The 13,778-nt window shown below is 69.5% G+C and carries 13 protein-coding genes and 3 pseudogenes; 5 read left to right on the top strand and 11 right to left on the bottom strand.

All coding sequences use genetic code 11. The features are described from left to right. Positions 1-293 precede the first annotated feature (293 nt). Positions 294-896 carry a TetR/AcrR family transcriptional regulator gene (locus IG78_RS0121280; protein WP_030565580.1) on the bottom strand — a complete coding sequence of 201 codons (603 nt, stop codon included), beginning with the start codon at positions 894-896 and terminating at the stop codon, positions 294-296. A gap of 88 nt (positions 897-984) precedes the next feature. Here IG78_RS0121280 and IG78_RS42445 point away from each other — a divergent pair, with 88 nt between their 5' ends. Next, a complete protein-coding gene (locus tag IG78_RS42445) occupies positions 985-1,509 on the top strand; it encodes an MBL fold metallo-hydrolase (RefSeq protein ID WP_249926124.1) in 525 nt (174 codons plus the stop codon). Positions 1,510-2,191: 682 nt separating this feature from the next. Here the strand turns inward: IG78_RS42445 and IG78_RS52455 are convergent. The 4 genes and pseudogenes from IG78_RS52455 to IG78_RS0121260 all read right to left on the bottom strand — a co-directional run. Beyond that, a pseudogene (locus IG78_RS52455) lies at positions 2,192-2,272 on the bottom strand (ATPase); the annotation flags it as partial. 54 nt (positions 2,273-2,326) lie between these two features. After that, positions 2,327-2,599: pseudogene (locus IG78_RS52725) on the bottom strand (hypothetical protein); the annotation flags it as partial. Positions 2,600-2,861: 262 nt separating this feature from the next. Then, the gene (locus IG78_RS0121265; RefSeq protein ID WP_030565576.1) at positions 2,862-3,128 is read right to left on the bottom strand and encodes a hypothetical protein; all 267 of its coding nucleotides are present in this window, start codon (positions 3,126-3,128) and stop codon (positions 2,862-2,864) included. A gap of 223 nt (positions 3,129-3,351) precedes the next feature. Then, the gene (locus IG78_RS0121260; RefSeq protein ID WP_404827709.1) at positions 3,352-5,577 is read right to left on the bottom strand and encodes a xanthine dehydrogenase family protein molybdopterin-binding subunit; all 2,226 of its coding nucleotides are present in this window, start codon (positions 5,575-5,577) and stop codon (positions 3,352-3,354) included. Here IG78_RS0121260 and IG78_RS52720 point away from each other — a divergent pair. Further along, positions 5,552-5,788 (top strand): hypothetical protein, encoded by a 237-nt coding sequence (locus IG78_RS52720; RefSeq protein WP_404827711.1) that lies wholly within the window; start codon positions 5,552-5,554, stop codon positions 5,786-5,788. The genes IG78_RS0121260 and IG78_RS52720 overlap by 26 nt on opposite strands. A gap of 32 nt (positions 5,789-5,820) precedes the next feature. Here the strand turns inward: IG78_RS52720 and IG78_RS52715 are convergent. The 3 genes and pseudogenes from IG78_RS52715 to IG78_RS0121250 form a co-directional block, all read right to left on the bottom strand. Beyond that, a pseudogene (locus tag IG78_RS52715) lies at positions 5,821-6,183 on the bottom strand ((2Fe-2S)-binding protein); the annotation flags it as partial. Between the two features lie 2 nt (positions 6,184-6,185). Next, positions 6,186-7,010, bottom strand: a complete 825-nt coding sequence (locus IG78_RS0121255) for an FAD binding domain-containing protein (RefSeq protein ID WP_030565572.1) — start codon at positions 7,008-7,010, stop codon at positions 6,186-6,188. Continuing rightward, positions 6,946-7,617 (bottom strand): hypothetical protein, encoded by a 672-nt coding sequence (locus IG78_RS0121250; RefSeq protein WP_030565569.1) that lies wholly within the window; start codon positions 7,615-7,617, stop codon positions 6,946-6,948. Before IG78_RS0121250 ends, IG78_RS0121255 begins: the two co-directional genes overlap by 65 nt. Here IG78_RS0121250 and IG78_RS0121245 point away from each other — a divergent pair. Continuing rightward, positions 7,616-8,749, top strand: a complete 1,134-nt coding sequence (locus tag IG78_RS0121245) for an SDR family oxidoreductase (RefSeq protein WP_078965320.1) — start codon at positions 7,616-7,618, stop codon at positions 8,747-8,749. The two genes, IG78_RS0121250 and IG78_RS0121245, sit on opposite strands and share 2 nt — an antisense overlap. Before the next feature lie 113 nt (positions 8,750-8,862). Here the strand turns inward: IG78_RS0121245 and IG78_RS0121240 are convergent, their stop codons facing one another. Next, the gene (locus tag IG78_RS0121240) at positions 8,863-9,774 is read right to left on the bottom strand and encodes a class I SAM-dependent methyltransferase (RefSeq protein ID WP_078965318.1); all 912 of its coding nucleotides are present in this window, start codon (positions 9,772-9,774) and stop codon (positions 8,863-8,865) included. A gap of 350 nt (positions 9,775-10,124) precedes the next feature. After that, positions 10,125-10,613, bottom strand: a complete 489-nt coding sequence (locus tag IG78_RS0121235) for a MarR family winged helix-turn-helix transcriptional regulator (protein WP_037685802.1) — start codon at positions 10,611-10,613, stop codon at positions 10,125-10,127. Positions 10,614-10,677: 64 nt separating this feature from the next. Between IG78_RS0121235 and IG78_RS0121230 the strand changes: the two genes are divergently transcribed. Next, the gene (locus IG78_RS0121230) at positions 10,678-11,058 is read left to right on the top strand and encodes a tautomerase family protein (RefSeq protein ID WP_030565561.1); all 381 of its coding nucleotides are present in this window, start codon (positions 10,678-10,680) and stop codon (positions 11,056-11,058) included. A gap of 720 nt (positions 11,059-11,778) precedes the next feature. Next, positions 11,779-11,967, top strand: a complete 189-nt coding sequence (locus IG78_RS51475) for a hypothetical protein (protein WP_030565557.1) — start codon at positions 11,779-11,781, stop codon at positions 11,965-11,967. Positions 11,968-12,242: 275 nt separating this feature from the next. On the opposite strand, the gene IG78_RS0121215 is transcribed toward IG78_RS51475, so the two are convergent. Beyond that, a complete protein-coding gene (locus IG78_RS0121215; RefSeq protein ID WP_157855839.1) occupies positions 12,243-13,694 on the bottom strand; it encodes a hypothetical protein in 1,452 nt (483 codons plus the stop codon). Positions 13,695-13,778 lie beyond the last annotated feature (84 nt).

Genomic DNA, 13,778 nt, shown 5'->3' with positions numbered 1-13,778 from the left:
AAGCCTGTTTCTGAACTCCCGTCGTCCGCGCGGACGACGGGAGTTCAGAAACAGGCTTGGAGCAAGCCCGAGTTCGTCTGCACGATCTGCATCCACACCACGTCCGAGAAGCTCTGGGAGGGACTTACCAGCCCGGAGTTCCTGAAGCAGTACCACGGTGGCTGGGCGAAGCAGTACCACGGTGGCTGGGCGCCGGTCTCCGACTGGGAGGCCGGTTCGAAGGTGTTGTGGCCGGTCGAGGACGGCGGCGATCCGCAGGACCTGGGCCAGGTAGTGCCCCGCCCGGCGTGCGGTCAGGACTGGTCCAGGGCCCGCTCGATCGCGCGGCGGGCCCGGCCCGCGGCCGACCGGTCGTGCTGGAGCTGCATGGCCGCGTTCAGTGCGAGGCCGGCGGCGACGATCTCGAACAGCGCCTGGTCGATGTCGAACCCGGCGGGCAGTTCGGCGTTCTCCACCGCCGCGGCCAGGTCCGCCCGCAACTGTTCCCGCCAGCGTGACCACACCTCGGCCACCGCGTCGCGGACCCGGCCGGGGCGGCCGTCGTACTCGGTGAGCGCCGCGGTCATCAGGCATCCGCCGGGCAGCAGCGGCGCTTCCAGATAGCCCACGGAGTTGGCGCACACCGCGCGCAGCCGCCGCAGGCCCGGCGGCTCGGCCAGTGCGGGCTCGACCACCCGGTGCCAGAAGTCCACGAATGCCTTGTCCAGCGTGGAGATCTGCAGCGTCTCCTTGGTGCCGAAGTGCTTGTGCACTCCGGACTTGCTCATCTCCAGCTCCTCGGCGAGCCGGCCGATGGTGATGCCGTCAAGCCCTTCCTCGGAGGCGATCTCAGCGGCACGGCCCAGGATCCGGCCCCTGGTGGCCTGCGCTTCGGCTGCTGAACGTCGTGGTGACATGCGACGACTATAGCGAACGGGCGTCCGCTATTTACTTAGAGAACGTTCGTACGCTAAATTCTGGGCCACCGAGACGAAGGAGTGCGAGATGCGGGTACGACGACTGGGCTGGGCCGGAGTGGAGATCGAGGCGGGCGGCGAGCGGCTGGTGATCGACTATGTACGGGACCTCTCACCGCTGTTCACGGGATGGAAGCCCGGCCAGTGGCTGGCGGCGCCGAGCGGGAAGGTCACTGCCGCGCTGGTCACCCACCTGCACCGGGACCACACCGACGCGCCCGCACTCGCGGACGTGCTGACGCCGGGGGCGCCGGTGCTGCGGCCGGCGCCCGGCCACGGCGACGACGTGGACAACATGACAACACTGCTGGCCGAGAGCGAACTGGCCCAACACCAACTGGCTGTCGAGGTGGTGGATGCCTGGTCCACCCGCGACGCCGGGCCGCGGCCGCGGAGATCCTCGACGCCCGGTACGCGGTGCCGATCCACTACGAGCCGCAGCAGCCCGACAAGATCGCAGGTTACGTCGAGGTCTGCGACCCGGAGAACGAATGGCGCACGCACGCCGGACGGCGCGCACACGTGCTGGCCGTCGGGCAATGGCTGGACCTGACCACATGACCGAAAACTCCGCCGCGCCAACGGGCTCGACGGCCAGATGTCCGCGTACGAGCAGGTGACCGGCCTCTTCCGGGGCACGGAGTGCAGGGCGCCAGGCGGCGGCCCGTGACACGGACGGGCTTTGATCAAGCCGTGCACGGACCTGCCATGACCACGTGCGGAGGCAGCCCGGTCCGTGGCAGGATGACGGCATGTCGATACGAAAGGCCGATGCCGCGTAGGCGTCCGAAGGGGCTGCGTGCGAAGCGTTGGCGGCCCAGAAGAGGGGTGCCGGTTCGCCGGGTCCGCGGTGTGTCTGCGGCGACTCGCGTAGCGATCCGGAAGTTGGAAGAGGACCGGCTGTGGCCAGGAGATGTGGCTGCCGCCCTGGCCGAGTGCCAGTGGTATCTGCAACAGCCGGGGCGAGTACTCCCGGATCCGGAGACGGCCTGCGAGTGCTGTGATCCTCTCGTGGCGCGAGACCGCCTGGAGGACGTGCTGCTGTGGCTTCCCCGTGGTGCTCGGGAAGACCTTGGCAAACTCGTCTCCAGGCTCGATTCCGAATTCGACCGTCGAACTGTTCCCCTCAGCCCTCACCTCATGCTGACAGGTTCGTGGGGTGCGTGCGGGTGGTGGCGTCGGCGCCTTCTGGAGAACTGAGAGGCTGGGTGGTTCCTCGCCACTCAGCCGACCGCTTACTGCTGCTCGGCACGGGCGCGGGTGGTGGCAAGGCGGTAGGAGCCGGTGCCGGTCTCGATGACATTGCCACCGAAGGAAGAGGAACTCGGCGCCCCGCCGGTCGAGCTCCATGCAGCCGGGCCGATCAGCCTGACCGGCACCGAGTAGCGGTGGGTCCGGACGCTGATCTGTCTGTAGCGGTCGACTCGCAGAGTGAAGAGCCGGCCCGTCTCGAAAGGCTCGTCCGGCAGCGGTACCAGCAACGATACCAGCAGCGGTGCAGGCAGCGGCTGTTCGGAGGCGCAGTACTCGTCGATCGTGCGGGGCCGTGACCGGATTGCGTTGTCTTCAAGGTCATGCACAGTGAGCGACTTATAGGTCCGCCAATCACTGAGTCGCACAGTGCTATACGTACGCAATGTCATGCGGCAGGCGGCGTCGCCCCGGAGGCCATGGTGCGCGTGGACCAGGCGTTGCGCCCCGCCCTGGACCTGTAGTTCGGCAAAGGGCCCAGGCCGCACACAGCGCCCCGGGGCCTGCCGGCGGCGTCAGGATGCCGCCCGGCGGAGTCCGAGGCGCGCCACACGCGACCGGAGACGAGAGCAGCTTCGGCGGCCTGAAGCCCGGCGTGCAGAGTGCGGGCTTCAGGCCGCCGAGGTGACACCTCACTGTGTCAGGCAGGTCCTGCTAGCCGGCGAGAAGGGCGCCGAGGATCATTCCGCCGATCAGTCCGACGGCGCCGACTATCAGGGCGATGGTGGAGAGCCGTTCGTGTCGGGCGAATTTGGCGATGAGAGCCAGGATCAGTCCGCCCAGTCCGAACACGATCGGCAGGAAGAGGAGGCCGATCGCGCCCAGCACGATCGCGATGATGCTGAGGACGTTCTCGCTGGCACCGCTCTTGGCCGGGGCGTGGTGCTGCCCGACCGGCTGGTTGCCGTACCGCGTAGTCATCTCTCGCTCCTTCGGATCGGTCGCTCCAAGATTCCGGTCCCAAGGCGACCGGCCTAACGTTCGGATGCCCCGAACTCCCGGCCCTATACGGGTAGTTGGCCAAGCCCATGCCCACTCGGTGCCGGTGGACCGGGCGGCTGTGGAGGGCGGTTTCCTGCCGGCGGCAGCCGCGGAGACCCGCACTGCTCCGGCGCCGGTGGGGGAGGAGCGCCGGGCAGGTGAATCAGTCGCCGCCACCGAGCCGTTTCGTCGGGCGAGCAGTGTTCAGGGCTTCCCATACTGTGTCCGGGCGCAGGGGAAGTTCGGTGAAGCGGATGCCCGTGGCGTCGCGTACGGCGTTGGCGAGAGCCGGGGCGACGGGGTTGAAGGGGAGCTCGCTCATGGGCTTGGGCGGAGCGCCTTCCGGGTTTTCGGGTGCGACGAAGTGGACTTCGGGCGGTGGCACTTCACCGAAGTGGGGAATGGTGTAGGTGCGCAGGTCGGCCGTGGTGACACGGCCCGCGCCGTCGGTGAGGAGCTGTTCTCGCAGTGTGGTGCCGACGCCCTGGGTGATGGCCCCCTCGATCTGCCCGCGGCACTGCGCGGTGTCCATCAGCGTGCCGGCGTCGGCGACGTGCACGCTGTCGAGGACGCGTACCAGGCCGGTGACGGTGTCCACCTCGACACACAGCCACTGCGCGCTGAACGCCAGGGAGGGGACGGTGTCGTCCGCGAGGGCGGATGCCTCGGCGCGCAGCGGGACTCCGCTGGCACGGGCGTGGTCGTGCAGCACGGTGAGCGGGAGCGAGGAGGCGTCGCAAGGGACGGCTCGCGTTCCTGGCCCCCGGCCGGCGGGGCTGCCGGCGGCGCAGGACACTGCCAGCTCTCTCAGGCGCTCGGCCAGCGCCCGGCATGCCCGATCGACCGCGCGGCCGGTGAGGATGACGCCGGTGGAGCCGAAGCCGCCGCTGTGGTGGTCGAGCAGGTCACTGTCGGCGCCCCTCAGGTGGATGTGGTCGACCGTGGTGGCCAGGGCCTGAGCGGCGATGCGGCACAGGACCTTGCCGGTGCCGCTGCCGAAGTCCGGTACTCCGGCCGCCAGATCGTAGTGGCCATCAGGGCGCAGGGTGACGGCTGCTTGGGCGATGTGCCCATCGGCGGGGACGGTGTGCCGGGTGGCCACGGCCAGGCCCTCGCCGGTCAGATGGCGCTGGCCTGCTCCCCTGGGGCGCACACGCAGGCGACGGGCGCGGGCTTCGCCGAGGGTGCGCAGGCAGCGGGCCAGCCCGGTGTCCATCACCGGATGGCGTCCGCCGGCACCGGGAAACGGCGCCGGTTCGCCAGGGCTCAGGTAGGCACGTTCGCGCAGGGCCAGGGGGTCGAGACGAAGGCGGCGGGCGAGGTCGTCGAGAGCGGACTCCAGGGCGAAGGCGAGCTGGCCCGCGCCGTAGCCGCGGAAAGCTCCCGCAGGCACGTTGTGGGTGCGCACGCAGTAGCCCTCGACAGTCAGATTCGGTACCCGGTACAGGGCGGTGGCCTCGCTGCAGGCGACGTTGAGGACGGAGGGGCCTTGGTTGCCGTAGGCGCCGGTATCGGTGAGGACATGCAGTTTCATGGCGGTGAGCGTGCCGTCGTGGCGTGCGCCGAGTGTGACCCCGACGTGGAAGGGATGGCGGGTGGTGGCGGCGGTGAGTTCGTCGGTGCGGGTGTACTCCAGTTGTACGGGGCGTCCGGTGCGCAGGGCGGCGAGGAGGGTGATGTCCTCGGTCTGCAGATCCTGCCCCCGTCCGAAGGATCCGCCCAGGCGCCCGGCGGTGACGCGCAGGACGTCGGGGTCGAGTCCGAAGATTTGGCACAGGCGCCGGCGGACCAGGTGCGGGGCCTGGGTGGCGGCGTGCAGGTGCAGACGGCCCTCGGGGTCGGCCCAGGCCCGGCTGGCGTGGCACTCCAGGGCGGTGTGCTGCACCCGCTGGGTGTGGAAGACCCCTTCGTGGACCAGGTCCGCCTCCGCGAAGCCCCGGCCGGGGTCTCCGATGGTCGCGTGGAAATCACCGGCGATGTTGCCGTCCGGATGCACGCGTACCGCGTCCGGATCAAGGGCCTGGTCGGCTTCGGTGACGGCGGGCAGCACCTGGTAGGTGACACGGACCAGACGGGAAGCCCGCTGGGCGAGGGCGGGGCTGTCCGCGACGACGGCGGCGACGCGCTGCCCGACGTGGCGCACGACGTCGTCCAGGACGCGGGTGTCGGCGGGGTCGTCGTCGGTGTTTTCGTGCAGGGCCGTGGAAAAGCGGGCGGCGGGCGCGTCGTGGTGGGTGAGCACCGCGCGGACGCCCGGCAGGGCCAGGGCGGCGGTGGTGTCGATGTCCATGACCTTGGCGTGCCGGTGCGCGGAGCGCACCAGCGCGATGTGCAGCAGGCCCGCCGGCTCAGGATGATCCAGAGTGAACCGTGCGGTGCCGGTGACCACTCCATGGCCGGCAGGGTCCCTGGAGCTGGAGCTGGAGCTGGAGCTGGAGCTGGAGCTGGAGCTGGAGCTGGAGCTGGAGCTGGAGCCGGAGCCGGAGCCGGAGCTGGAACTGGAACTGGAAGCGGAGATGGAGGCGGAGATGGGGGCGCAGGGAGTCGGCCCCGCGGCCTCGGAGTGCGCGGCCCGCACCGCCTCCTCGATGGGCCGGTAGCCGGTGCACCGGCACAGATTGCCCTTGAGGGCTTCCGGGAGGCCGCCGAGCTGTGACGGCGTCAGCGCGGCGGCAGTCATGACAAAGCCCGGCGTGCAGTAGCCGCACTGGAACGCCGACGCCCGGGCGAACGCCTCCTGCAGAGGATGCAGCCGCTCACCCGTGCTCAAGCCCTCGGCGGTCATGACGCTGCGTCCGTCTGCGCGGTGCGCCGGGTACAGGCAGCTATGTACGGCCAGCCCGTCCACGTGCACGGTGCACGCGCCGCAGTCACCCGTGTCGCAGCCCTTCTTCACCCCCGTGCGGCCACGCTCGCGCAGATAGGTGCGCAGGCACTGTCCGGGCCTGGGCGGCTCATGACTGTCCTGATCGTCGATCCGTACAGAAAAGGACATGGCTACCTCTGCTCCGCGAGTGCGTCACGGGTCTCGACCGCGAGGTGTACGGCCAGATGCCGGCGCCAATCCGCGCGCCCGTGGGAATCCTCGAGGAGCAGGTCGCACGTCAGCATCTCCAGGAGCGCCTGCCGCAGTTCCCAGGCGAATGGCATGCGGCCGAATTCGATGATCACCGGCCGTCTCGTGGCGGCGGTGACGGCGAGGGTCAGCCGTCCGGTCGACGGATCACGGGTGCCGGTCACCAGCGCGACCGACCGCCCCCACGGATGCGTACTCACCCGGCGTACCGTGCTGCGCTCCGCGAGCGCGTCGGCGGGCAGGGTGATCGAGCGCAGCAGTTCGCCGGGCAGCAGCGTCGTGGTGCCCGGGCCGGTCACGAAGTCGGCCGCGGGCACCGCACGTTCCCGTCCGTCCAGACCCCGCGTCCGGCACACCGCGCGCAGCGCCACGGCCAGGGAGACCAGGGGAGCGGCGGGGAGGGCCGCGCACAGGTTCCCGCCCACCGTGGCGGTGTTCCACACCTTGAAGGAGGACGAGAACGCACGGCAGCATCCAGCGATGAGCGCGCGCCCCGCCGGCCACGGCCCGCCCGGCGCCTCGGCGAATGACAGCAGCTCGGCCACGGTGCAGGTGGCCGCCACCTCGATGCCGTCCTCGGCTGACGTCACCGGCCGCCAATGGAAGGTGCCCAGGTCGCGCAGCCGCCGCAGCCCGGGCCGGGGCTCGGCGAACAGAGAGGTACCGCCGGCCAGCCACGCGTCACCCGGCCGCCACGGCACAAGGATCCGGCCGTCGATGACCTCCTGCACCTCTGACAGATCCATGCCTATCCGCACCGTCTTGTCGTTGCTGCCGCCGGTGGCCGGGGTGCGTCCGTCGGGATCGAACGACACAGATGCTACGGCGCCTGCGACACCGCAGGATGCCGACATGCCCGGAGCGAGGTACCGGGTACTTACCGTGCTTGATGTAGGCCCAGATGGCCTTGACGACCTTCTTGCCGTTCTTGACGAGCTTGCACGCCTTGGCGATACCGATCCCGTTCTCGGCGGCGAACTTGGCCACTGCGGTCGCGCACCCGAACCAGCCGAACTGGACACCGGGCTTGGCCTGGACGCTGGGGTCCAGGAGCTCGACGACCTCGCGCAGCGCGTTCTGGTCGCCCGCCTCGACTCGTTTGATCAGCGACTCGGGTATGGAGCTGATGACGTCGACCGCGCGCTGGATCGCGGCCTCCCCCTCGCCGTCGCTCACACCGGACAGATCGACGTCAGCGCGGAGGGGGGCGGTTGTCGCGGTCTGCGTGCTGCTGTTCACTTGTGTGTGGTCGACGGCCATCGCCGAGCCGGACAGCCCTGTACCGACGATCGCTGCGGCCACCAGAGCGGCGACGGCCGCACCACATCTGCGCCGGTAGGTCTTGTTCTGCATGCCCCGTGCTCCCGCGAGCGTGTATGTCGGGCATGGTTCGCAACCCGGGCCTTTTGATCATGACTCACGGGATCGAGCTGTGACGGAGGCCATGATTCCGCCTCAGGAACTCCCGATAGCGCGGACTCACTCTTCGGCATGGTCGGTCGGACGGGTGCATCTTGGCCGAATCCGAGACGACGTACCCCGCACAACGGGTATCGCGATTTCGCCCCTCGGGCTGAGCGCCGACGCCCATGCACAGGCCACCGACGCACTCACCCAGATCTGGCACAGCGCAGCCCTGCTCAACCTGGGAGGCGACCCTGTACCCGTGTACCGGGCCAACGTGCTCGGCACCCGCCACCTGCTGGCCCTTGCCGACCACGCCCCCAGTGCCCAGGTGATTCACGTCAGCACCGCCTACGTAGCAGGCCGCCGGCTCACCGGCCACGTACAACACGTACAAGAAGACGACCTGCGCGAGGACGCCGGCTTCCAAGTGCCCTACGAGGAAACCAAATACTCCGCCGAGACCATGGTGCACGCCTGGGCCCGCAACACCCGACGGCCGGTGGCCATCATGCGGCCCAGCCTCCTCGTCACCGACCGCCCCACGCCTCCCGGCCTGCCCAGCCAGCCCCTGGACGACCTGATGCGCGCCGTGGACGCGGGAGTGCACGCGCTGTCTCCGGGCGACAAAAGCCGGCCCCTGCTGCCCGCTTACCAGCGGGGCCGCGCAGACACCCTGCGCCTGCGCGTGGCCATCGACCCCGGCGGCGCGCTCAACCTCCTTCAGGTCGACTACGCAGCCCAGGCCATGGTCCGCGCCGCCGAGACCCTGCGCAGCACGACCTCCCTGCGGACGCTGCATGTCACCCACCCCCAGAACACCACCACGGCAACGGCGGCAGGCGCCCTGGAGCGCCGCTTCCCCGGCACAGCCCTGGTCCCGGTGCCGGAACTGACCGATCCCACCCCGGCCGAGGCCCTCATCGTCGGGCACACACGACTCCTCGGCTACTTCGCGCAGCGCCGCACCTACGACCGGAGCAATCTGCTGGAGGTCATCGGTGACCTGGCCGACCCCAAGCCCCTCGACGAGGACTACCTCGTCCGCGCCCTCCAGGACCCCGCGGACCAACCGCGGTGACACGCACCGGATGCCGTCGCACAGAACCGCCGCGACGCCGCCGAACGCCGCACACCGCAACGCACTGGCGCCACGGCAGCCGACAGAGGGCCTGTCTGCCCTCTCATCCGTTGCTAGGACGCGCTCTCGTGGTCTTGCGGCTTGTCGAGTACGAGAGCGGTATAGCCGGTGAAGCGCCCGACCGCCCGGTGCGCTTCGATGGTGACGAGCACGCTCTTCCAGTCCAGTTCGCTGAACTCCCGAAGGCCGGGCCAGCGCAGGCACAGCAGGCGCCGGCCCGTGCGGGTGGAGGCCAAGCCTGCCAACACCGCGCCCAGTTGACAGAAACGATCGATGACCGGGCGGGTCCAGTCGACGGTGCGCCGCACGACGAACCCCGCTTCCCTGGCGTGTGCCAGGTAGCGCGCCAGGGGCTCGAACTCCTCGAGCTGCCATGCCGAGCGCACGAGACCGTGCGTATCGAGGAGACGGATCAGTCCCGGATCTTCGGTGTTCCAGGTGAAGTCGACCAGGACAAACCGGCCGCCGGGGCGCAAAACTCGGAAAGCCTCGTCGAGCAGCGCGCGACGGCCCGCGGGCGAGAGATGGAAGGCCGCCTCTAGGCAGTGCACCCGGTCGAACGAACCATCCGCGCTGATGCCGTCGGCCTGCTTCGGCAAAGCGGTGACGTCGGCGACGGCGAAGGCGGCGCGGGGAGAGCGGCCGTACCGGGCGCGGGCCTCCTCGATCTGCTGGGCTGTGACGTCCACCCCCACCGCCTCACAGCCCACGGCACCCAGCCGGGCGGTGGTGTGACCGCGTCCACAGCATGCATCCAGCACCCGGTGGCCCGGACGAGCCTCCAGAAGAGCCAGGCTCTTCGATTCCAGCCGGCGCTGGAAGAAGGCGAGACCGCCGAGAACAGCGGGCAGCGTGGGCAGGGTGTAGAAGCCCAGGTTCACCAGCGCACCCCAGCCCAAGTGCCGGCACAGCCGAAAGAGCGGATTGGCGTCGCTGTAGGAGGGCGCTAGTTGGTCATGGGCCATGACGATGTCCGTTCCAGGCTGTTCGGTAGTTGAGGTGGCGCGGTGGGTGCCAACGCGGCGCGGGAGCATCCGGTCGCGTGAGCAACAACGCGCCGTAGTGGGCACAGTCACTGCGGACCGCGGTTTCGTATGAACCATCCGGATGGCGCTGTCGCGGGCGATGTGGAACAGCCGACGGGTACAGCCGCCCGTTCTGCGCCGTGGCCGGCTCCGTGGCTTCGTTGGCGAGCAGCAGCAGCGTTTGTCAGGTGGTTCGGGCAACGGTCAGCGATCCCGAGGCGGAAAAATGTTGGTGAGATGCGGGAGCGGCTGTGGCTGCAGGCCGCGCTATGCCGACTTCGCCAAGCCTGCTAACGCGGCTGCGCGTAGCGCTGCTGGTCGCCCGCTTGCTCCAAGGCGGCCTCGTAGGCGTGCAGGGCGGTGATGACGGTGGCGCGTTCCGCGGGGTCGAGACCGCGCATGACGCATTCCCAGGCAGAGGCACTGCCGGAGAGCCATTCGCTGATTGGTGCGGCGTAGGCGGGGGCGATGGCGATGATGCGGCGGCGGCGGTCGGCGGGATCGGCGGTGCGCTGCAGGACGCCCGGCCGTGACAGCTCGCTGACCATGAGGCTGACGGTCGTCGGGGCCACCTCCAGCCGGGCGGCCAGCTCGTTGATGCTGGTGGGACCGTCGTACTCCAGGTGGGCCAGCAGCGCGAGGTGTCGCGGTGCCAGGTCCAGGCCCTGAAGCGCCGGAGGGATGGGCAGGCGCTTGGCGCGGCCGATGAGCCGCGGCATGAGCAACAGCAGGGTGCGGACGGCCTCGTCGACGGCTGGACCGTCCGATTCCGTGGACATCAGCGATCTCTTCCAAGTATCTTTAACGACAAAGGCTTTGGGTTCCAAGGGAACGAGGTCCACTATGCCGCATCTGACCGTCCACCTTCCAGAGAACAGACTGACCGGCAAAGAACCCATGCTCGTCGCCGCGCTGACCGACGCGATCGTCGACGTTTATGGCGAATGGGCCCGCGACCTCGTGAGCGTCCGCCTGGACGGAGTCCCCGCAGGCCGTTTCGCGCAGGGCGGCAAGGCCGTGGACACAAACGCCTCGGTGATCTTGGGTGTCCGCGCTGGCGTCTTCGACCGCCCCGACGCCGCCCGGATCACTGCGCGCCTCGGCATCGCGCTCACCGAGGCGATCACGCGCGTCGCCGGCGATGACCTCCGCGCCGGCACCATGGTCGAACTCGTGGCGTCACCGCCAGATCGAACCTTCGTCGGCGGTGTCCTCACCGTGTGACCACCCATCTGGGCCACCTCACGACCTGCTCTTTTCGAAAGGAGGCAGTCGGACGACTGCTTGCTGTTCGGCTCGGGCGCGGTGGTGGCGAGGCGGTAGGAGTCGGTGCTGGTTTCGGTGATGTTGCCGCCCAAGGTGAGGCGGGCCGAGCAGGCCCGGGCCGAATCGCCAACCTGGGCGGCCCCCCACTGCCAGCGGGCCGTCGGCCCGTACGCGAGGGGAAGCTCCGATGTGGGTCTACGGCGTCGGCAGCGCCGTGGCGTCGGCCCCGTGCGGGGAGCGCATCAGGGCTGTTCGCGAGCCGTGCGTCTGGCGCTGGCTGTGATCCGGTGGAAGCCCGCTCGGTCGTCTCCTGCGTAGCGGAGGCCATGTAAGCAGCGGTGGCAGGAAACAACATGGGGAGGGGGGAGGGCATGGCAACTGGACGCTGTGTCTCGGGAACGGTGAGTCTCGACCGGGGGATGTTTGCGATTGACCAAAAGCGCAGGCCGTCGGAGGCTGAGCGCCCTGACTGCTGGGAGCTGGAGATCGACTTCGCGTGTGCCGTCACGGTCGGGGACGGTACGGCGGTCTTCAACAGCGAAGCTCCGTCCCATGAGGTCGTGGTGTCTCTGCGGTGTGCGAGCGAACCTCCATCCCTCAAGGGGGAGTTTGTCGAGCTGGGTGCGTGGCCCTTCGCCAGTCACAGCGGTGATCTCGTGGTTTCCACGCGGTGATCTCGTGGTTTCCACGATCGGCGGGCCCGAGCCGGAGCTGTGTACGCAGCTTGTGGACGCGGACCGTGATTACCGCGTGCGGGTGTGGGCGAAAGGGCGGGATACGGCACGTGAAGCGTTTGAGCGTCTGCAGGGGGAGGTGTTCCCCATCACCGGCCTGGAGGAGTACGTCATCCTCTTCGAGACCACGTGACCTCGCGCGCCTGCCCGCGCCCGGCTGCGGGAGTGGCCTCCAAGGCCATGGGGCGGGTGAAGCCTTGGAGGCCCGGGTCACCGCCAGCGGTCGAAACCGAAGTCAGCGGCTGTGGTGGCTGAGCTGCGAGGCAGAAGGCCATCTGTCCGCGCCGATCGAGGGCACCGTGCGCTGCGTCCAGACCCGCGCCCGCCTCGTCCGCGCACTCTGAGGGGCGCCCCGGCTCGGCCCGGTTCGGGGACTGTGCAACGGCGACGACTCTGCTACTACAGGTACTACAGGCGCGAGTCGATCCAGTCGCGCACATCACGCCGGATGAGCAGCATGGCGGCTATGGGCATGCCCAGGACGATCAACACCAGAAGGCTCAAGGCGACGAACGGCAAGACGGCGTAGGCGGGAAGCTTCGTCAGCACGAATGCCAGCAGGAAGACCGGGACGAAGACGCCTTGGATACGCGCCATCATGATGACGTAGGGCCCTCCGCGCCATACCCGGTACCCGCAGGCAGCCACTACGGCCACCCACCACCACATCGGCCAGGCCGACAGGAAGCCGAGAGTGTCGCCATGGTCGACGGTGAACAGATCACTGGAGTCATCAGTGCCGGCATCCACAAAAGCATCAGAAGAGCCCCCGGTGAGGGCGGATTCGACGGCGGCGTTGGCGGCATCGGCGAGGATCACGCCGAGGAGGGGCAACGCAAGGGGGATCAGCCAGAACGCGGCGATCAACGGCGTGCTGAGCTTCACCGCCCACGGGCGCGGCGTCGTGGGTGTGACCCGTGCCGGCACACCGGCCCGCCGGTAGACCGGCCGCAGGGCGCGTGGCAGGGCCTTCTGCGTGCGACGTGCGAGTCCGATCAGCGGGAACCTGCCGTCCAGCATCTCCCAGTGCGGCGTCCAGTCACGGTCGAACCAGATCGCGGCGCGGACGTAGCGCCCCCGCAGAAGGCGGTGTCGCGTTCGCGTCGGCGGGTACGCCGGCAGCCCCTTGGGGAAATGATCTCCCAGCGATGCCCGGAACTGGCCGTATTGGTCGCGGTCACGACTGACGACGAGGACCAGGCGGGCGGGATCGTCGCGGCCCACCACCTGATCGACCTCCCACGCAAGACTCCGTCCCGCCCCGGCGACCAGCAGGACCAGCGCGGCGCGATCGAGCGCCGCGAGCACCTCGGTCCGCCAGGTCTGGTCCGAGGCGTAACTGCGCTCGGCGCCGAGCCGGGGCAGCCGGTCGGCCGGGCGTCCGAGCGCGACCATCCGCCCGAACGGTGCGACGGCCCGGCCGACTTGGTCCTCCTCGGTCCACAGATGAGCGGGCGTCGGCAGCATCGATGTGAACAGCAGGCGGAACCACCGCAGTGCGGCCACCCGGGAGAACCCGGCGTCGTCGGAGAACGCCCGGAGGAACAGCACGACCCGTTCGTCCGCGGGGAGGCCCTGGAGGCTGGTCAGGACGGGCGTCAGGTGCCGCCGTCCCCGCTGCGTCCCCCATACTCCGGCTAGCACCAGGACCACCCCGGCCGCCAGCCACCCCCAGCTTCCCTGAGCCGTTGCGCTCCCGAAGCGGACACCCAGGCACCCACTGCCCAGCGTCAGCGCGACCCAGCCCAGGGCGCTCAACCGCCGCCCCAGTAGCGGAGATTGCTCGATCACGGCCGCCTGGCGGGGTGTACGGTTCGCTCGAGACAGCGCCTTGCCTTCGGTGCGGCGTACTTCCGGCATCTCACTCCATACGGATCGATCGGTGCGCGCTGTCCTTCTCACGGTAGTGCTGGGAAGATCTGCCTGTGGGGACTTCAGGGGAAC

It is taken from the genome of Streptomyces aureocirculatus (assembly GCF_000720475.1).
In the GTDB taxonomy this organism is placed as follows: Bacteria; Actinomycetota; Actinomycetes; order Streptomycetales; family Streptomycetaceae; genus Streptomyces; species Streptomyces aureocirculatus.
This window is presented reverse-complemented; position numbering and strand designations above follow the sequence as displayed.